The following is a 19,092-nucleotide window of genomic DNA, read 5'->3' on the forward strand; positions in this document are numbered from 1 at the left end:
GTCAGGAGGGTCCATATGTCGGGAGAAATGGTCATTTCCATCGCCGAACGCTCGGTTTGGGTCATCCTATTGGCTTCAGGCCCATTATTAATAGTCGCGCTAGTGACGGGTTTGCTCGTCAGTATTTTCCAGGCGACGACACAAATACAGGAACAGACCTTGGCGTTTGTCCCCAAAATCATAGCAGTCCTTGTCGCCATTATCTTTTTCGGCCCATGGATGTTATCACGCGTTACCTCGTTCGCTTCCGATATTTTTGATAACCTGACTCGGTTTATCGGGTGATTGAATGGAACAATTTTTACCATCCATCCCGTTGTATCTGCTAATTTTGACGAGAGTATCAGCATTTATCTTAACCGTTCCGTTATTTTCATATCGTGCGATTCCCGCTACGCACCGCATTATTTTTGCAGCGCTGCTCGCATGGATGATTGTCTTTACGATGGATGTTCCGCCGATTGAAATCGATGGGGCCTATTTTCTCCTCGTTATGAAAGAAGCAATGGTCGGTCTGTTTATCGGGATGATCGCCTATATCGTCATCTCTGCCATCCAGATTGCCGGAGGGTTCATCGACTTTCAAATGGGGTTTGCCATCGCAAACGTTATCGACCCTCAAACCGGCGCCCAGTCGCCGTTACTCGGGCAGTTTTTCAACGCACTTGCGCTGCTGTTGTTGCTGACGCTGAATGGCCATCATATGCTGCTGGATGGCATTTTTTATAGCTATCAATTCATCGCGGTAGATCATCTGGTACCAGCATTTGGGGATGAACGATTAATCGAATTCGTTGTCAAAACGTTTGCCATGACCTTTGCCATCGCTTTTCAAATGTCCATCCCGATTGTCGCCACTCTTTTTTTAGTGGATTTGGCACTTGGTATTACGGCACGGACGGTTCCCCAATTAAATATTTTCGTCGTCGGTTTTCCAATCAAGATCGGGGTCAGTTTTCTAGTTCTTGCTACTATGGCTGGGGTGATGATTGCCGTCATGCAGAAGTTGTTTGAAGTGATGATGTCCTCCATGCGTGGGTTGATGATCATTTTAGGAGGTGGCTGATTTGTTACTGCGGCTCGATTTGCAATTTTTTGCCGGTGAAAAAACAGAAAAAGCCACGCCGAAGAAACGTCAAGACTCACGAAAAAAGGGACAAGTTTTAAAAAGCCAAGATGTGACAAGTGCCATCGTATTGCTGTTTGTCTTTCTCTTTTTGTTTTTTGCTGCCGGCTTCATGAGAGACCATTTTTTTGTCTTTTTTGAACACACCTTCAATGAATATCTATCCATTGATCAACTCGATCATGAGGGTGTCATGCTCATCTACTTGCAAATGGTAAAGCAAATGGCTTACATTCTCCTGCCTGTCATGTTGATTGCCGTGATCGCAGCGGTCGCAGGTAACCTGATCCAATTCGGTTTGCTTTTTACTGGGGAACCGTTAAAGTTTGACCTAAAAAAGATTGATCCGATTAAAGGGTTGAAACGAATTTTTTCCGTCCGAGCATTAGTTGAACTACTGAAGTCGTTATTAAAAATAACATTTATCGGCTCGGTCACCACCTTCATTGTCATGATGAATATTGACAAAGTCCTTGGGCTTGCATTCAAGACGCCCCACGATACACTCGTGACAGTCGGACAACTAGTCGCTCTTATGGGGATCGTCGCATCATTTGTTTTATTATTCATATCGGTTTTGGACTATTTCTATCAAAAATATGACTACGAAAAAAACCTTCGCATGTCCAAACAAGACATCAAGGATGAATATAAAAATACGGAAGGCGATCCCATTATCAAGTCTCGCATCAAGCAGCGACAGCGTGAAATGGCGATGAGGCGTATGATGCAGGAAGTTCCAAAAGCGGACGTCGTCATTACGAACCCGACCCATTACGCGATTGCCTTGAAGTATGATGACAAGGATATGGACGCACCGGTCATCGTAGCAAAAGGCGTCGATTTTGTTGCCCAAAAGATCAAATTGATTGCCAAAGAGCATGATATTGTCATGGTCGAGAACAGGCCATTGGCACGGGCTCTTTACGATGAAACAGAGATCGGGGACCGCATTCCGGAACAATTTTTTAAGACGGTCGCCGAAATATTGGCCTATGTATACCGGATACAACGCAAAATATGAAATTATTTTGAGAAAGTGGGGATGACATGCAGTTCAAAGATATCGGAGTGTTAGCAGCGGTCATTATGATTGTTGCTATGCTCGTCATCCCGTTGCCCCCTTGGCTTCTTAGTTTTCTGATCATTATTAATATCACATTAGCCTTGCTTGTCCTGCTGACAGCGATGAATATGCAAGAGGCATTGCAGTTTTCGATATTCCCCTCGCTTTTACTATTGCTGACCCTCTTCCGTCTAGGCCTGAATGTGTCGACGACGCGGGCCATTTTGTCCGAAGGAGATGCCGGCGGGGTTGTAGATACATTTGGAACATTCGTAACAGGCGGCAATATTGTAGTCGGGCTCGTCGTCTTCGTCATATTGATCATCATTCAGTTTATCGTTATTACGAAAGGGTCTGAACGGGTTTCGGAAGTGGCTGCCCGTTTCACACTCGATGCGATGCCTGGTAAACAAATGAGTATTGATGCAGATTTGAACGCAGGTATGATTTCAGAAGTCGAGGCACGTATGCGAAGAGAAAAGGTCAGTAATGAAGCGGATTTCTACGGAGCGATGGACGGTGCCACCAAATTCGTAAAAGGGGATGCGATAGCAGGGATCATCATCGTAATGATCAACTTGCTTGTGGGGATGATTATCGGAGTTGCCCAAATGGGATTGCCATTTGCCGAAGCGGCTACTCAATTTTCTCGTCTGACGGTTGGTGATGGGATCGTGTCACAGATTCCGGCGCTTCTTATTTCCACTGCGACTGGTATTGTAGTTACCCGAGCGGCTTCCGAAGGCAATCTTGGTATGGATATTACAAAGCAGCTTTTGGGGCAGCCGAAATTGCTCTATGTCGCTGCAGCTACCATCGCATTACTCGGATTGGCTACGCCGATTAATGATGTTGTGACGATTCCAATCGCTGCGGCATTAGCTGCAGGTGCTTATTTCATGTCACGCAAGCCTAAGGAAGATCCGGAAGAACTTTTCGAGATGGAAGAAGAAGTCGAGACGGAAGGGATGAAGAGTCCTGAGAATGTCGTGAACTTGTTGAATGTCGACCCGATTGAATTCGAATTTGGGTACGGACTTATCCCTCTCGTGGATGCGCAGCAAGGCGGGGATCTTCTCGACCGGGTCGTCATGATCCGTAGACAGCTGGCGCTGGAACTCGGGCTCGTTATCCCGGTTGTTCGAATTCGAGATAATATTCAACTGCAGCCTAACGAATATCGGATCAAAATTAAGGGAAATGAGATGGCGCGTGGAGAATTGCTGTTGGATCATTACTTGGCCATGAGCCCTGGTGGAGATGACTCCATTGAAGGCATCGATACAATTGAACCGTCATTCGGCCTTCCGGCAAAGTGGATCACTGAATCTGTTAAAGAAGACGCAGAAATTATGGGATATACAGTTGTAGACCCGCCAAGTGTCGTCTCCACTCATTTGACGGAAGTAATCCGGGCGAATGCGGCAGATCTCATCGGACGGCAAGAAACCAAGCAGCTTGTTGACCATGTTCGTGAAACGTACCCGATTCTTGTGGATGAACTCACACCTACTCCGTTATCCATTGGAGAGATTCAAAAAGTGCTGGCTAAGTTATTAAATGAACATGTATCGATCCGTAATTTACCGATCATCTTTGAAACATTAGCCGACTATTCGAAATACACATCAGACGTGGATCTTTTGACAGAGTACGTACGGCAGTCGTTGGCAAGGCAAATAACAAATCAATATTCGACAGCTGACCAATCATTGAAAGTTTTGACGGTCTCAGGAAAGGTAGAAAAGCTGATTGCGGACCATATCCAACAAACGGAACAGGGGAATTATCTTTCGATCGACCCTTCCGTTTCCCAAAACATTTTGGAGTCGATTGCCCGGGAAGTGGAGAGGGTTGCTTTGTTAGATCAATCGCCGATCATTCTATGTTCTCCGGCAATCCGTATGTATTTAAGGCAAATCACGGAAAGATACTTTCCGCAAATTCCAGTCCTATCCTACAATGAGCTGGAGGCTTCAATAGAAGTACAAAGTGTTGGGGTGGTGGATATTTAATGAAAATGAAAAAGTATACTGCCAATACAATGGTTGAAGCGATGAAGAAAGTCAGGACGGACTTTGGAGAGGATGCGGTCATCCTGAGTTCGACTGTTGTGAAGTCGAAAGGCTTCTTAGGGCTGTTTCAAAAAAAATCGGTGGAAGTGGTAGCGGGCTTTGATGAGCCTGCTGCGAAACCGGTTCAGCCAGCAGTTTCGATTGTTCCGCAACCGGTTTCCGAGATGGCGTCTAAACCTGATCTCGATTTATCGAAAGAAATGAAAGAAATGAAACGGCTGCTGAAGCAAATGCAGCAAATGAGTAGCATGGATCAGTATCCGGATGATCTTAAACCACTGCTATCCCATTTGGAAAGTCAAAGCGTAGACCGTAGTTTGATTGATCGGATTGGAAATGAAATTTTCTCGAGAATGAAAGCTGAGAAAAGGGATTTTTCCCTTACTGAGCAGGTCGAAGCTACAAAAGCGATTCTTCGTGAGGAGTTTGGAATGCTGCCATTCGGCGGCACGGATTTTTCAAAGAAATATGTGAATGTATTGGGCCCGACAGGTGTTGGCAAGACCACAACGATTGCAAAAATTGCAGCCCGGGCTTTATTGGAACGCAAGAAGAAAATAGGCTTTATTACGACGGATACATATCGGATTGCTGCGATCGAGCAATTGCGCACATATGCAAATCTACTACAAGCGCCAGTGGAGGTTGCTTATAACGCTAGTGATTTTCAATCGGCAGTTGAAAAACTGAATGACCGCGATTTGTTATTTATTGATACAGCGGGCCGGAATTACAAGGAAGAGAAATTTGTCCGTGATCTTCAGTCACTTGTCGATTTCTCCTTGGAGATGGAATTGTACCTGGTCCTTTCTGTTACTTCAAAAGAGGAAGACATGAAAGCGATCATTGATCAATTTAAATCATTGCCGATCCAGCGTTTCATCTTTACCAAAGTAGATGAGACAGGCTCCATCGGCCCGATTTTTAACTTAATGAAAGAATATCAGATGGGCGTTGCGTACTTTACGGACGGTCAGGAAGTGCCCGAGGATCTTGTAGAAGCTAACTTGGATTCTCTCATTTCCCTGCTGATGAAAGGTGTTTCCCATGCGTGATCAAGCTGAAGCATTGCGACTTAAAATGTTGAGAGCCCAGGGCGGTTTGGCACGATCCATTGCAGTTGTCAGCGGCAAGGGCGGTGTCGGCAAGTCAAATTTCTCGACTAACTTTGCCTATGCCCTTCAAAATTGCGGGAAAAAAGTAATCATTGTCGATATGGATATCGGAATGGGCAATATTCATATTTTGCTTGGCGCTTCACCTGCCTACAGCTTGAAAGACTATGTCAGCGGCCAGAAAACCCTTCAAGAAGTCATCACGATGGATACGGAAGGGCTTGCTTTTATCTCGGGAGGTTCCGGACTTGATAGCGTGCTGGACTGGTCAGAGGATATGTTTAACCGGTTGCTGGAAGCTTTTGGTCAATTGCAGCAAGAATATGACTTCATACTATTCGATATGGGCGCCGGAGCGACCCAAAGTTCGATAGACTTGATTATTGCTGTTGATGAGGTCATTGTCATTTCGACTACAGAACCTACTTCCATCACGGATGCCTATTCCATGATGAAATTCATTTATTTAAAGGATCCGGAGAAGCGTTTCCACTTAGTAAGCAATCGCGCGGCTAAACAGGAAGAAGGGTTAGAAGCTGCTAGAAGACTGCAGTTTGCAATGACGAAATTTTTAAATAAAGAAACAACCATTTTAGGTTTCTTGCCGGAGGACCCGGCTGTTCATACATCTGTTGTTGCCCAAAAGCCATTTCTTCTTTACTATCCGGATGCCCCGGTATCCAGAAAGATGAAAACGATCGCGACTGCATTTGCTGGGATTTCAAGGGAGCTAGAGACTTCAAGGGAGCAAAGTTTTCTAGGAAGATTAAAAAGTCTTTTTTCGAGAGGGCGTGGATAGAATGCGAGACGTTCGGAAAAAAGTGCTCGTTGTCGATGATTCCGCTTTTATGAGGAAATTGATATCAGAAATGCTTTCTTCCCATCCAGATCTCGAAGTAATCGCAACTGCCCGAAATGGCAAGGACGCGTTGGAAAAAGTTCAATTATTGAAACCTGATGTCGTATCCATGGACATAGAAATGCCCGTCCTGAATGGTTTGGAAGCGTTGAAACGGATTATGGAAACGAATCCGGTACCGATTGTCATGCTTTCCAGTACGACAGAAATAGGGGCGGCCAACACGATGACAGCTATGGAATACGGAGCTGTCGACTTTGTTGCCAAACCTGGCGGTCCAATTTCTTTGAATTTAAAAGATGTTGAGAGAGAAATTGTCGAAAAAGTCGTAGCCGCTTCAAAGGTGAAAATCACCACATTGACCCAAAAGGCAGGCGGCAGCCAGCAGGTGTCGCCGGAAACGGTTCCCCCGCTTGCACTGGAGGCACATGTTACTAAAGAAGAGCAGTGGAATTCGGCAGTACTAAAGAAAAAGATTACCAAACCAACTAATACTTTTGTTATAATAGGTACATCAACCGGTGGGCCGAGAGCCCTACAAGAAGTTCTGACAAAACTCCCATCCGATATAGGTGTGCCTATTTTAGTAGTGCAGCATATGCCACCCGGATTTACGAAGTCTTTAGCAGATCGATTGGATGGCCTCAGCGGCATTCACGTCAAAGAGGCTGCAGACGGAGAGTTGCTTTCTGCAGGGACGGCTTATATTGCTCCCGGTGGTAAACATTTAAAAATCGTAAAAGTTGGTACCGCTTTTTGTGTCCGTCTTGATTCTGAGGAACTGCCGAGAATGGGACATCGTCCATCCGTGGATGTTTTGTTCGAATCAGCCGCCGCAATCCAGGATGCCCGATTTGTCGCCGTCGTTATGACAGGCATGGGCCATGATGGAAAAGCAGGCATGCAAACATTGAAAAAGAGCAGGAATGCTATTTGCATAGCCGAGTCAGAGAAAACTTCCGTCATTTATGGGATGCCAAAAGCGATCATTGAATCAGGACTTGCCGATCAAGTCGTTGATTTACAAGACATTGCATCGACAATCGTGGAAAGCCTAAAACAATAAGGGGGCATTTAGTGATGGAAACGAATCAATATTTGGAAATGTTTCTGGACGAAAGTAAAGAGCATCTTCAATCATGCAACGAACATTTGCTGGAACTCGAGAACAATCCTCAAGATTTGGCGATTGTAAATGAAGTCTTCCGATCTGCTCATACATTGAAAGGCATGTCTGCAACAATGGGATACGAAGACATTGCCGATTTGACACATAAAATGGAAAACGTCTTGGATGCAATTCGGAATTCTAAAATTGAAGTGACGACGGAAATCTTAGATGTTGTGTTTAAAGCAGTTGATTATCTAGAAGAAATGGTGCTGGATATTGAAGCTGGCGGTACAGGCAAGAAGGATGTATCGGAGCTCGTCTCTATACTCAATCGCATCGAAGCTGGAGAAAATGCTGTTGAAGCGTCTTCAGCCGCTGAAACTGCAGCCGCTGTTTTAGAGGAAGCAACGGATATTCTGGCTGCTCCTGCTATGGATTATGATGAATTCGAATTAACTGTTATCGGGCAATCGGCGGAACAAGGATTTACAGCGTATGAAGTAACAGTTGAATTGCGGGAAGACTGCCTTCTCAAAGCCGCACGTGTATTTATGGTCTTCGAAATATTGGAAAAGTCCGGTGAAGTAATCAAGTCAATTCCGAATGTCGAGCAATTGGAGAATGAAGATTTTGATGAGAAATTCACGGTTGTTTTATTGACAAAAGAAGATGTAGGTTCCATTTCTGCCAAAGTCATGAAAGTGTCTGAGGTTGAACATGTGCAGGTGTTGCCAATTTATGTGGATGCCGTAAAAGAGGAAAAGCGGGCCAAAGAAGAGAAAGCTTCCAACGTCATCGCTGCTGAGAATGAAACTACTCAAAAGCCGGCGAAAGAAGAAGCAACTAAACAGCAAAGCAAAAGAAACGCTGCTGCGAGCCATTCAAATAAAACAATTCGTGTGAACATCGACCGCCTGGATATATTGATGAACCTATTCGAAGAATTGGTCATTGACCGTGGGCGTCTGCAGTCCATTGCAACTGAACTGCATAATCCGGATTTAAATGAAACAGTGGAAAGAATGACACGGGTGTCCGGAGATCTCCAAAATATCATTTTGAATATGCGGATGATCCCGGTGGAAACGGTATTTAATCGATTCCCTAAAATGGTTAGACAATTGGCAAGGGACTTGGACAAAAAGATCAAATTAGAAATCATCGGCGCAGAAACGGAATTGGATCGAACGGTAATCGACGAAATCGGCGATCCGCTCGTCCATCTGATCCGTAATGCTTTGGACCATGGAATTGAAAGTCCCGCAGAACGTATTGCAAAAGGCAAGCCTGAAGAGGGAACTGTCACGCTGCGTGCCTACCATTCAGGAAACCATGTCTTTATCGAACTGGAAGATGACGGCGCTGGCGTTAATCGTGAGCGTGTCCTTGCCAAAGCGTTGGAGAGAGGCATTATTACAGAAGAATCCGCAGCAACTATGACGGATAAACAAGTGGCTGAACTAATTTTGGCTTCTGGTTTTTCCACTGCAGACAAGATTACTGATGTGTCAGGCCGAGGCGTCGGTCTCGATGTTGTAAAGAGTACAATCGAATCGCTTGGCGGCTATATTACCATCGATTCTAAAGAGGGGCAAGGTTCCCTTTTCCAAGTGCAGCTGCCATTGACGTTGTCGATTATTTCGGTCATGTTGGTAGAATTGGATAATGATATTTATGCGATTCCGTTGTCATCGATCATCGAAACAGCAATCATCCAAACATCGGATATTATGAATGCGCATAATCAAAAAGTCATTGACTTCCGAGGCAATATTGTCCCGTTGGTCAACCTGAAGGATATTTTTGAAATGGAAGACGGAGACGTTCGTTCAGATGGCTTCCAGTCTGTCGTCATTGTCCGAAAAGGAGAGAAGCTGGCTGGATTGGTCGTAGACTCCTTTATTGGCCAGCAGGAAATTGTATTAAAATCCCTGGGCAACTACTTGCAGAGTGTCTTCGCGATTTCAGGAGCCACTATTCTCGGAAATGGCCAAGTCGCCCTGATCGTAGATTGCAATGCACTAATAAAATAGGAAGGGGAGACTGAAATGCCAGAGTTAGTCGGACAAGATACTGTAAAATCCATCGTGTTTCAATTGTTGAATAAGGAATATGCGATGGAAGTCGATGTCGTGGAAGGTATTGAAAAATTGATGTCCATTACCCGCGTGCCGAAAACACCCTCTTATGTAAAGGGAGTTATCAATCTGCGCGGTGTCGTCACACCGATTGTGGATTTGCGGGAACGATTCGGTCTGGAAACTAAAGAGATGGACGATAATAACCGGATCATTATTGTCTCCTTGCAGGATTTTGAAGTGGGCTTGATTGTAGATGCGGCGAACGATGTCATCGATATCCCTCTTCATTCCATCGAACCGCAGCCAGAAGTTGTCGGATCGGTAGAGTCTGAATTTATTTCCGGCGTGGTGAAATTAGATAAACGCCTTTTAGTTATGCTGAATCTCGATAAAGTGCTGCAGCCGTTGAAACGGGTGTCTTCTGATGAATACTAATAATCCGATTACAGACATGCATCTGGATGTTCTAAAGGAAATTGGGAATATTGGAGCAGCCCATGCGGCTACTTCCTTATCCCAATTGCTTGGCAGGAAAATTGATATGCACGTGCCGAATGTGCGGCTCGTGTCTTTTGATGACATGTTTGAAATGGCAGGTGGATCCGAAAAGATTGTCGCGGGCATCTATTTGCGAATCGAAGGCGATTTATCGGGCAGTATGTTTTTCGTTCTGCCCATCGAATCGGCCAACCACTTTATTCGAAGGCTCATTGGAGACGACTCATTTCATTTCAATCAAAATCCCATTCCTGAAATGGGCGTTTCCGCTATGCAGGAATTAGGCAACATTCTGTCCGGTTCCTATTTGTCAGCATTATCGGATTTCACCGGGCTGAATATCTACCCGACCGTACCGTCACTAAGTGTCGACATGGTTGGTGCCATAGTCAGCTTTGGGCTTATTGAAGTTTCACAGTACAGTGATGAAGTCATTGTCATTAATACGAAACTGCAAGAGGAGGACGAGGATGGATCCACGAGTGTGGACGGGCATTTCTTCTTGATGCCGGACCCTCCATCCTATTTGACTATCTTCCGTTCGTTAGGTGTGTTGTAACATGGAGGCGTTAAAACATGTTGTCCGGGTCGGCATTGCCGATCTGAACATTGCGAAGGAACCGGAAACGATCCGGACGTCAGGACTCGGTTCATGTGTCGGTGTCGTGTTATATGATGAGAAAAAGAAGATTGCCGGCCTGCTGCATGTCATGCTGCCTGATTCCAGCCTGGGCAAATCGGACAAGATCAATATGGCGAAATTTGCAGATACCGGAATTTATGCGCTCATGGAAGCACTGAAAGCGGAAGGTGTGCGCCCGCTGTCATTGAAAGCGAAAATAGCCGGAGGTGCCCAGATGTTTCAATTCGGATCCAGTGATACGATCCGGATTGGTCCGCGTAATGTGGAAGCTGTAAAAAAAGAACTTAGCCGACTATCTATTCCGCTTGTCGCAGAAGATACAGGCGGGTCCAGCGGCCGGACGATTGAATTCGATCCAGCTACTAGCATCCTGAGCATTCGGACAGTGAACGCCGGCACTCATGAGATCTGATTGGATCATTTATATCGTAAGTGGCGGCTGAACGATTCAGTCGCCTTTTTTCGCTATGATTTGATATACTTAATACATAAAATATGTTGTGATATTAATAGATTCATTCTGGAAAGCGAGGGGTTCGATGTCCAGCCAGAGTATGACAGAAGAAGAATGTTGGAGGCAATGGTTAACGAATAGGGATGCCGAGGCGGGCGATGTGCTCGTTCGGAAGTATACCCCTCTCGTTAATTACCATGTGCAGCGAATCAGCTCAGGGCTTCCGCGGAATGTTTCGCGAGACGACATTAAAAGTTTGGGATTTCAAGGCCTGTTCGATGCTTTGACAAAGTTCGATCCGGGACGCGATCTGAAATTTGATACGTATGCCTCTTTTCGAATACGCGGTACGATCATCGATGGCCTGCGGAAAGAAGATTGGCTGCCCCGTTCCGCGAGAGAGAAATCGAAGAAGATGGAAGAGGAAATCATCAGGCTGGAACAGAAGCTGCTTCGGCATGCGACACCGGAAGAGGTGGCTCAGCATCTGGGATTGACGGTTGAAGATGTTTACCAAACTGTCCATGAAAATTACTTTTCCAATATCTTATCGATCGATGAAAGGATGAGCGATGAGGATGAGGATAGCCAAAAGTCGTTTGTCATTAAGGATGAGACGCAAAGAACACCCGAGCAAAGTGCCATGATGAATGAGCTGGTTGGAGATCTGGCTTTGAAAATCAAGCAGCTGAACAAAAATGAGCAACTCGTCTTAAGCTTGTTTTATACCGAAGAGATGACCTTGACAGAAATAGGTGAAATTCTTAATCTCTCGACTTCGCGAATTTCTCAAATCCATTCCAAGGCATTATTCAAACTGCGGAAATTGCTGTCGCCAGAAATTATTGACGGGGGGATCCTATGAGCCTGAAAGGCATAGAACTTCAAATCGCGATTCCTAAAACCTTCGACGCCGGCAAAATGGCAGAGCAAAAGCAGCAGCTGATTCAAGCAGGACAAGACCATGCAGGTGTATTAACGGAAAAAGAGCAAGCCAAAAATCGGGAAACGGTAATAAAATCAGATCGCTCCGCCAAAACCGATTCCGAGTCCAAAAACAGGGACTCGGAACAAACACCAAGGGAACAGTCCCAACAGAAGAAAAACAACAACAATGAAAGTGAGATGGCGCATCCATATAAAGGTGCTTTCGTCGACTTTACGGGGTAATCAAACATGGTCATCTTTTTAATTATTTTATTCATCCTACAGCTTATCACTTTTTATTTTATTGCTCTCCTTTTCATGCGCATGTCCAAATTCGACAAACTTGAAACAAAGCAACAAAAGCTGATGTCTGAAATGGATGATGCCATAGCAGCCTATTTATCTGAATTAAAGGATGAGAATGACCGGCTGATCCGACTGTTGGAAAAACGGATGGATGAGGAGTCGGAGCCGCCTGAAAAGAATAGCGGGAAAGAAAAGGTGCACACGGATCCTGCTCCATCGGAATTGATCCAAAATCAAAAGCCTGTCATTCCGGTACAAGTGGCTCTTCAGTCCTATAAATCCTTCTCGATGCCATCGGATGCTGACGGCAAAGACGAAGACAACGATCGGGCAAGAGCACTAAAGCTCCAAAAGAATGGCTGGTCTGTGGAAGAAATCGCGCGCGAGCTCGGAAAAGGAAAGACGGAAATTGAATTGATATTAAAATTCAAGTGAACCGAGTTGCATTCGACAAAAGCTTATGGTATATTATCAAATGGTGTTACTACACACGTATGTGGATGGCGAAGAGGGTGCCGGAAGGTAGCTTCGCTGGATGAAGCATGCGGAGGAAACTAACCAAATAGGAGGAAGAACAAATGTCTGTAATTTCAATGAAGCAATTGCTTGAAGCAGGTGTACATTTCGGACACCAAACACGCCGTTGGAACCCAAAAATGAAGAAATACATTTTCCAAGAGCGTAACGGTATCTACATCATCGACTTGCAAAAAACTGTAAAGAAACTTGAAGAAGCATATGACTTTATGCGTCAAGTAGGTGCTGACGGCGGGAAAGTTCTATTCGTCGGTACGAAAAAACAAGCGCAGGAAGCGATCAAAGAAGAAGCAGAACGCGCTGGCATGTACTACATCAACCAACGCTGGCTTGGTGGTACACTTACAAACTTCGGCACAATCCAAAAGCGGGTTGCTCGCATGAAGAAAATCGAAGCTATGGAAGAAGACGGCACATTCGCAGTACTTCCTAAAAAAGAAGTGTCTCAACTTAGAAAAGAACACGAACGCCTTGTTAAATTCCTTGGCGGTATCCGTGACATGAAATCTTTACCGGATGTCATCTTTGTTGTAGACCCACGCAAAGAGCGCATCGCGGTTGCTGAAGCGATCAAATTGAACATTCCGCTAGTTGGTATTGTCGACACAAACTGCGATCCTGATGAAATCGATTATGTCATCCCTGCGAACGACGATGCAATCCGTGCAGTTCGTCTTCTTACAAGCAAAATGGCTGACGCGTTGATCGAATCAAGACAAGGCGCAGACGAAGAAGTAACGGCAGAAGAAGAAGCAGAAACAGTAGCTGCAGAGTAATAGTTCAAATGAAGAGACGATAAGCGGCCAATCCACTTATCGTCTTTTTTAAAGAGCAACTGCAAGATAATCTTACTATCAGGAGGAATGGAAAATGGCAATTACAGCTCAAATGGTAAAAGAATTGCGTGAAAAAACAGGCGCAGGTATGATGGACTGCAAAAAAGCACTTACTGAAGTGAATGGTGACATGGATGCTGCAGTAGACTTCCTTCGTGAAAAAGGTCTTTCCAGCGCTGCTAAAAAAGCAGACCGTATCGCTGCTGAAGGTACAACTTATATCTTAGTAGATGGTAACGACGCTGTCATTCTTGAAGTGAATGCAGAAACTGACTTTGTTGCGAAAAACGAAGCTTTCCAAACACTTGTTAAAGAACTTGCTGAGCACCTATTGGCTGCAAAACCTGCATCCATTGAGGAAGCAATCGAATCAAAAATGTCCAATGGCTCATCTGTAGCAGACCACATTTCTAATGCGGTTGCAAAAATCGGAGAAAAAATTACGCTTCGCCGTTTTGAAGTGCGCACTAAAACAGACAGCGATGCTTTCGGTCCATATCTTCACATGGGCGGACGGATTGCAGTTCTTACAGTTCTTGAAGGAACTACAGATGCAGAAGCGGCAAAAGACGTTGCTATGCATATCGCTGCATTGAACCCTAAATACATTTCCCGCGACCAAGTTTCTGAAGAAGAAGTTGAGCATGAGCGCAAAATCTTGACAGAACAAGCTTTGAACGAAGGCAAGCCTGAAAACATCGTTGCGAAAATGGTAGAAGGCCGTCTTGGCAAGTACTTCGAAGAAATCTGTGTTCTTGATCAAGCGTTTGTTAAAAACTCAGACCAAAAAGTTGGCGATTTCGTAAAATCAACTGGCGGCACATTGAAAGAATTCATCCGCTATGCAGTTGGTGAAGGAATCGAAAAACGCGAAGATAACTTTGCAGATGAAGTAATGAGCCAAGTAAAAGGCAACTAAGCTGTCTAAAAATCCTTTGAAACGCAATATACTATATAGAGTAGGGAACACTTCGATGTGTTCCCTATTTTTCGAGAAAACTGAGTAGATGGAGGGTACATATGAACGTCCCAAAATATAAACGGATTGTCTTGAAACTTAGCGGAGAGGCACTCGCGGGAGATAAAGGCTACGGTCTTTCCCCAGAAATCGTGAAATCTGTTGCATCACAAGTGAAAGAAGTCGTCGATCTAGGTGTTGAAGTTGCAGTTGTTGTTGGCGGCGGCAATTATTGGCGAGGCAAGGTCGGTAGCGAAATGGGAATGGATCGGACCACTGCTGATTATATGGGTATGCTCGCGACAGTCATGAATTCATTGGCGCTTCAAGACTCGTTGGAAAAGTTGGGAGTTGAAACACGTGTTTCTTCTTCAATCGATATGAGACAGGTAGCTGAACCGTATATTCGACGCAAGGCGATCCGGCATCTGGAGAAAAAGCGTGTTGTCATTTTTGCAGCAGGCACCGGGAACCCGTATTTCTCGACAGACACGACTGCTGCATTGCGTGCAGCCGAAATAGAGGCAGATGTCATTTTGATGGCGAAAAACAATGTGGATGGTGTGTATTCAGCTGACCCGATGAAAGATGAGACAGCTGTGAAGTATACTGAACTCTCCTACTTGGAAGTGATTAGCCAAGGACTGGAAGTAATGGATTCCACTGCGTCGACCCTATGTATGGACAATGATATCCCTCTCGTAGTATTCTCGATTATGGATAATGGAAATATTAAAAAAGCCGTACTCGGTGAACCGATTGGTACGGTTGTCAGGAGGAAAGGGTAATGCCGAAAGCAGTTTTGGATCAAACGAAGGACCGCATGGATAAGGCGATCGCTGCTCTGACTAGAGAGCTGGCATCCATTCGTGCAGGACGTGCGAACGCATCTTTGTTAGACAGAATTACAGTCGATTACTATGGAGCCCCAACACCGTTGAACCAAATGGCAGGAATTTCAACGCCGGAACCTAGATTGCTCGTTATTCAGCCGTATGACAAGTCAATCCTGGGCGACATCGAGAAAGCGATCATGAAGTCGGATATTGGAATTACACCATCAAACGACGGTTCGATCATTCGTCTCGCTGTACCTGCCTTAACGGAAGAACGTCGTAAAGAACTCGTCAAATTGGTGAAAAAAGAAGGAGAAGACTCCAAAGTCGCAATCCGAAATATTCGCCGTGATGGGAACGATGAATTGAAAAAGCTTGAAAAAGCCGGTGACATCACAGAAGATGAACTTCGCCGTGAAAGTGATGAAATTCAAAAATTGACTGATTCATTCATCGAAAAGATCGACAGCATTACAAAAGATAAAGAAAATGAAATTATGGAAATCTGATAGAAGAACTTTCTATATTCCGGGACGTCCTACTTTCAGGACGTCCCTTTCACTTGTTTATATGGCCGTGAGACATACAGGCTAAGTGCGGTATATAAGAAAGCAGAACCTGCTTTTAAAGCTGCACATTCATTGCTCCTATTGTTATGATTTTGTGCATACGATAAGAGTAACGATAATAGGGCGAGAACTTGAAATACATAATTGAAAATGAATCATTCCGACTATAAATGGCTATATCTCAGCAGTGAGGAAACGGCGGAAGTGTATTACGATCAAAAACGGTGGCACAATCAGTTTTAATAAATGAATTTTCCTATCCAGTTTGATACGATAGAATGTGTACTTGCTCAAAAAGTTGCCGAGTGGAGGAAACGAGATGCTTGATAAATTATTGCGAAAGAAAACGGTTGAGGTGGATGCTTCGCTTACGGATCGATTGCAAGCCATAAGAAGCAGGCAGATACCTGCGCATGTCGCAATCATCATGGACGGCAACGGGAGATGGGCAAAGCAACGAAATCTACCTCGTATTGCGGGCCATCATGAAGGAATGAAGACAGTCCGGAAGATCACCCGTATTGCGAATGAAATCGGAATAAAAGTACTGACCCTTTATGCTTTTTCAACAGAAAATTGGAAACGTCCCAAGATGGAAATCGATTTTTTGATGAAGTTGCCAGGCGAATTTTTAAGTACATATTTACCCGAGCTGATCGAGCAGAATGTGAAAGTGGAGATGATCGGCAACTTTGATGCTCTGCCGGATCATACGAAGAAAGCGATTATGACAGCTGTCGAAAAAACTTCGAACAATACAGGTCTCATACTTAATTTTGCAATGAATTATGGTAGTAGATTGGAACTTGTCAACGCGGTGAAGGAGATTGCCGATTTGATTAAGAATGATAAGATGGGAATCGAAGATATTAACGAGTCATTGATCAATTCCCATTTGATGACGGCACATCTGCCGGAGCCGGACCTGCTGATCAGGACGAGTGGCGAAGTGCGATTATCCAACTTCATGCTATGGCAGCTGGCTTATGCTGAATTCTCCTTCACCGATGTGCTTTGGCCGGATTTCGATGAATCATGTATGCTGCATTCCATCGAAGAATTTCAAATGAGAAACCGCCGTTTTGGAAGTGTGGAAGGAGAACGGGAAAAGTGAAACAGAGAATTTTAACAGCCATCGTTGCGTTAGCCCTATTCGTTCCTCTCGTGTGGCTTGGAGGATTCCCATTCACGATCGCGATCTATGTAATCGCGACAGTAGGGCTATATGAGTTATTCAAGATGAAAGAGATGAATTTACTCTCGGTGGAAGGTTTGATCACATGGCTAGCGATGGCCATTTTGCTAATCCCGTCGGAATGGGCGGCGGACGTAGAGCAGGCAATCGGTCTTACAAAAACGGAAATGACCTTTGCCCTCGTCCTGCTATTGCTTGTGTTTACAGTCATTGCTAAAAATCGTTATACTTTTGACGATGCCTCTTTTTCTGTACTCGGTGCGTTGTACGTAGGCATTGGATTTTATTATCTGATTGAAACCCGCTTTTTTGGACTGGAGTATGTCATGTATGCACTGCTCGTCATCTGGTCCACTGATTCGGGGGCTTATTTTATCGGCAGGAAAATAGGCAAACGGAAACTATGGCCTGAAATTTCCCCAAATAAAACCGTAGAAGGTTTTATCGGCGGAATCATCTGCGCCATCGTTTTCGCCTGCATATTACAAGCGATTTATCCAATCGCCCCGTCTTATGTGTCCCTGATCCTCATCACCATTGTGGCTTCGATCGTCGGGCAGTTGGGGGATTTAGTCGAATCCGCATTAAAGCGGCATTATCAAGTAAAAGACTCAGGAAAGATCCTCCCGGGCCATGGGGGGATTTTGGACCGGTTTGACAGTCTCCTGTTCGTGTTGCCGCTCCTGCATTTCCTACATCTAGTCGGTTAACTGAAAGGATGACAATAGTGACATGGTAAAACGTATTAGTTTACTTGGGGCAACGGGTTCCATCGGCGTCCAAACATTAGATATCATTGAATCAAATACGGACAAGTTCCAGCTGGTCTCATTTTCTGCTGGGACAAACATTGCGAAAGTAAGGGAAATTGTACGAAACCACCAGCCAGAAATCGTGTCCGTCCTGCGGGCGGAAGACGCGGAATCATTGCAGCGTGATTTTCCGAAAATCCGTATCATGCACGGAAAAGAAGGGCTGATGGCCGTTGCATGCGAAGCGGGTCCGGATTTATTAGTGAACGCCGTCATCGGCAGTGTGGGACTAGAGCCTACTTTGAAAGCGATTCAATCTCAAATTCCAATTGCCATTGCAAATAAAGAAACACTTGTTGCAGCAGGTGAAATTGTCATGAGGGAGGCTGCGGAGCGCAATGTTCCGATCTTGCCTGTCGACAGTGAACACTCCGCGTTGTTCCAGTCCTTGAACGGGGAAAACCCGAAGCGGATCACACGTTTGATTCTTACGGCTTCTGGTGGCAGTTTCCGGGATCGGTCACGTGACGAATTAGCGGGCGTCACGGTGGAACAGGCACTGGCTCACCCGAACTGGTCGATGGGGAACAAGCTGACGATCGATTCAGCCACCATGATGAATAAGGGGCTGGAAGTAATTGAGGCCCATCATCTATTTAACATGCCGTTCGATCAAATCGATTGTCTGCTTCATAAAGAGAGCATCATTCACTCGATGGTCGAATTTGAAGATACAAGCATTATGGCGCAACTTGGCTCTCCTGATATGAGAGTCCCGATTCAATATGCGATGACATATCCGGATAGAATACCGATGAAAAATGCAAAACGGCTTCGTCTGGAGGAGATTGGGCTTCTTCATTTTGAAAAAATGGATTTTGAACGTTTTAAAGCATTGGCCCTCGCATATGATGCAGGGAGAGAAGGCGGCACTATGCCTGCTGCGATGAATGCGGCAAACGAAGTGGCGGTCCAATTATTCATGGAAGGCAGGATCTCCTTCCTTCAAATAGAGGAGCTAGTAGAAACTGTCATGGAGAAGCATCAGAAAATCTCTCATCCCGATTTGGAGACGATACTTCAGACAGATGCCGCCTCCCGAAAAATGGTGTATGATATAGTTACGAGACTGCAGTAAACTTTTACAT

Annotated in this window: 21 protein-coding genes; all 21 read left to right on the top strand. The window is 44.9% G+C overall.

What is annotated here, in order from left to right; all coding sequences use genetic code 11:
• The first annotated feature begins 15 nt into the window (after window positions 1-15).
• Window positions 16-285: a flagellar biosynthesis protein FliQ gene (fliQ, locus tag ACSW3C_RS03920; RefSeq protein ID WP_238084055.1), complete on the top strand. Its 270-nt coding sequence runs from the start codon at window positions 16-18 to the stop codon at window positions 283-285.
• Between the two features lie 4 nt (window positions 286-289).
• Complete coding sequence (fliR, locus tag ACSW3C_RS03925) at window positions 290-1,066, top strand: flagellar biosynthetic protein FliR (protein ID WP_238084053.1); 777 nt, start codon at window positions 290-292, stop codon at window positions 1,064-1,066.
• On the top strand, window positions 1,059-2,150 hold the full coding sequence (gene flhB / locus ACSW3C_RS03930) for a flagellar biosynthesis protein FlhB (protein WP_486561017.1): 1,092 nt from the start codon (window positions 1,059-1,061) through the stop codon (window positions 2,148-2,150). The genes fliR and flhB overlap by 8 nt, the downstream gene beginning before the upstream one ends.
• Before the next feature lie 26 nt (window positions 2,151-2,176).
• Window positions 2,177-4,207, top strand: coding sequence for a flagellar biosynthesis protein FlhA (flhA, locus tag ACSW3C_RS03935; RefSeq protein ID WP_486561018.1), 2,031 nt, complete (start codon window positions 2,177-2,179; stop codon window positions 4,205-4,207).
• Window positions 4,207-5,322: a flagellar biosynthesis GTPase FlhF gene (gene flhF / locus ACSW3C_RS03940; protein WP_486561019.1), complete on the top strand. Its 1,116-nt coding sequence runs from the start codon at window positions 4,207-4,209 to the stop codon at window positions 5,320-5,322. Before flhA ends, flhF begins: the two co-directional genes overlap by 1 nt.
• Complete coding sequence (locus ACSW3C_RS03945) at window positions 5,315-6,181, top strand: MinD/ParA family protein (RefSeq protein WP_486561020.1); 867 nt, start codon at window positions 5,315-5,317, stop codon at window positions 6,179-6,181. The genes flhF and ACSW3C_RS03945 overlap by 8 nt, the downstream gene beginning before the upstream one ends.
• Before the next feature lies 1 nt (window position 6,182).
• A complete protein-coding gene (locus ACSW3C_RS03950) occupies window positions 6,183-7,307 on the top strand; it encodes a protein-glutamate methylesterase/protein-glutamine glutaminase (protein ID WP_486561021.1) in 1,125 nt (374 codons plus the stop codon).
• Between the two features lie 14 nt (window positions 7,308-7,321).
• A complete protein-coding gene (locus ACSW3C_RS03955) occupies window positions 7,322-9,385 on the top strand; it encodes a chemotaxis protein CheW (RefSeq protein ID WP_486561022.1) in 2,064 nt (687 codons plus the stop codon).
• Between the two features lie 15 nt (window positions 9,386-9,400).
• Entirely contained in the window at window positions 9,401-9,868 is a 468-nt protein-coding gene (locus ACSW3C_RS03960) for a chemotaxis protein CheW (protein ID WP_486561023.1), read from the top strand.
• Window positions 9,858-10,490 carry a chemotaxis protein CheC gene (locus ACSW3C_RS03965; protein ID WP_486561024.1) on the top strand — a complete coding sequence of 211 codons (633 nt, stop codon included), beginning with the start codon at window positions 9,858-9,860 and terminating at the stop codon, window positions 10,488-10,490. The genes ACSW3C_RS03960 and ACSW3C_RS03965 overlap by 11 nt, the downstream gene beginning before the upstream one ends.
• A gap of 1 nt (window position 10,491) precedes the next feature.
• Window positions 10,492-10,986: a chemotaxis protein CheD gene (locus ACSW3C_RS03970; RefSeq protein ID WP_486561025.1), complete on the top strand. Its 495-nt coding sequence runs from the start codon at window positions 10,492-10,494 to the stop codon at window positions 10,984-10,986.
• A 127-nt stretch (window positions 10,987-11,113) separates the two neighbouring features.
• Window positions 11,114-11,893, top strand: coding sequence for a FliA/WhiG family RNA polymerase sigma factor (locus ACSW3C_RS03975; protein WP_486561026.1), 780 nt, complete (start codon window positions 11,114-11,116; stop codon window positions 11,891-11,893).
• A complete protein-coding gene (locus ACSW3C_RS03980; protein WP_486561027.1) occupies window positions 11,890-12,198 on the top strand; it encodes a hypothetical protein in 309 nt (102 codons plus the stop codon). Before ACSW3C_RS03975 ends, ACSW3C_RS03980 begins: the two co-directional genes overlap by 4 nt.
• A gap of 6 nt (window positions 12,199-12,204) precedes the next feature.
• A complete protein-coding gene (locus ACSW3C_RS03985) occupies window positions 12,205-12,696 on the top strand; it encodes a helix-turn-helix domain-containing protein (RefSeq protein WP_486561028.1) in 492 nt (163 codons plus the stop codon).
• 143 nt (window positions 12,697-12,839) lie between these two features.
• Window positions 12,840-13,574 (top strand): 30S ribosomal protein S2, encoded by a 735-nt coding sequence (rpsB, locus tag ACSW3C_RS03990; protein WP_238084021.1) that lies wholly within the window; start codon window positions 12,840-12,842, stop codon window positions 13,572-13,574.
• Between the two features lie 94 nt (window positions 13,575-13,668).
• On the top strand, window positions 13,669-14,553 hold the full coding sequence (tsf, locus tag ACSW3C_RS03995; RefSeq protein WP_238084019.1) for a translation elongation factor Ts: 885 nt from the start codon (window positions 13,669-13,671) through the stop codon (window positions 14,551-14,553).
• Window positions 14,554-14,654: 101 nt separating this feature from the next.
• Window positions 14,655-15,380, top strand: a complete 726-nt coding sequence (pyrH, locus tag ACSW3C_RS04000; protein ID WP_238084016.1) for a UMP kinase — start codon at window positions 14,655-14,657, stop codon at window positions 15,378-15,380.
• Window positions 15,380-15,937: a ribosome recycling factor gene (frr, locus tag ACSW3C_RS04005; protein ID WP_486561029.1), complete on the top strand. Its 558-nt coding sequence runs from the start codon at window positions 15,380-15,382 to the stop codon at window positions 15,935-15,937. The genes pyrH and frr overlap by 1 nt, the downstream gene beginning before the upstream one ends.
• 379 nt (window positions 15,938-16,316) lie before the next feature.
• Entirely contained in the window at window positions 16,317-17,111 is a 795-nt protein-coding gene (uppS, locus tag ACSW3C_RS04010; protein WP_486561030.1) for an undecaprenyl pyrophosphate synthase, read from the top strand.
• Complete coding sequence (locus tag ACSW3C_RS04015; protein ID WP_486561031.1) at window positions 17,108-17,902, top strand: phosphatidate cytidylyltransferase; 795 nt, start codon at window positions 17,108-17,110, stop codon at window positions 17,900-17,902. The genes uppS and ACSW3C_RS04015 overlap by 4 nt, the downstream gene beginning before the upstream one ends.
• A 22-nt stretch (window positions 17,903-17,924) precedes the next feature.
• On the top strand, window positions 17,925-19,082 hold the full coding sequence (locus ACSW3C_RS04020) for a 1-deoxy-D-xylulose-5-phosphate reductoisomerase (protein WP_486561032.1): 1,158 nt from the start codon (window positions 17,925-17,927) through the stop codon (window positions 19,080-19,082).
• The last annotated feature ends 10 nt before the right edge of the window (window positions 19,083-19,092 follow it).

This window comes from Sporosarcina sp. AD_1 (assembly GCF_057373025.1).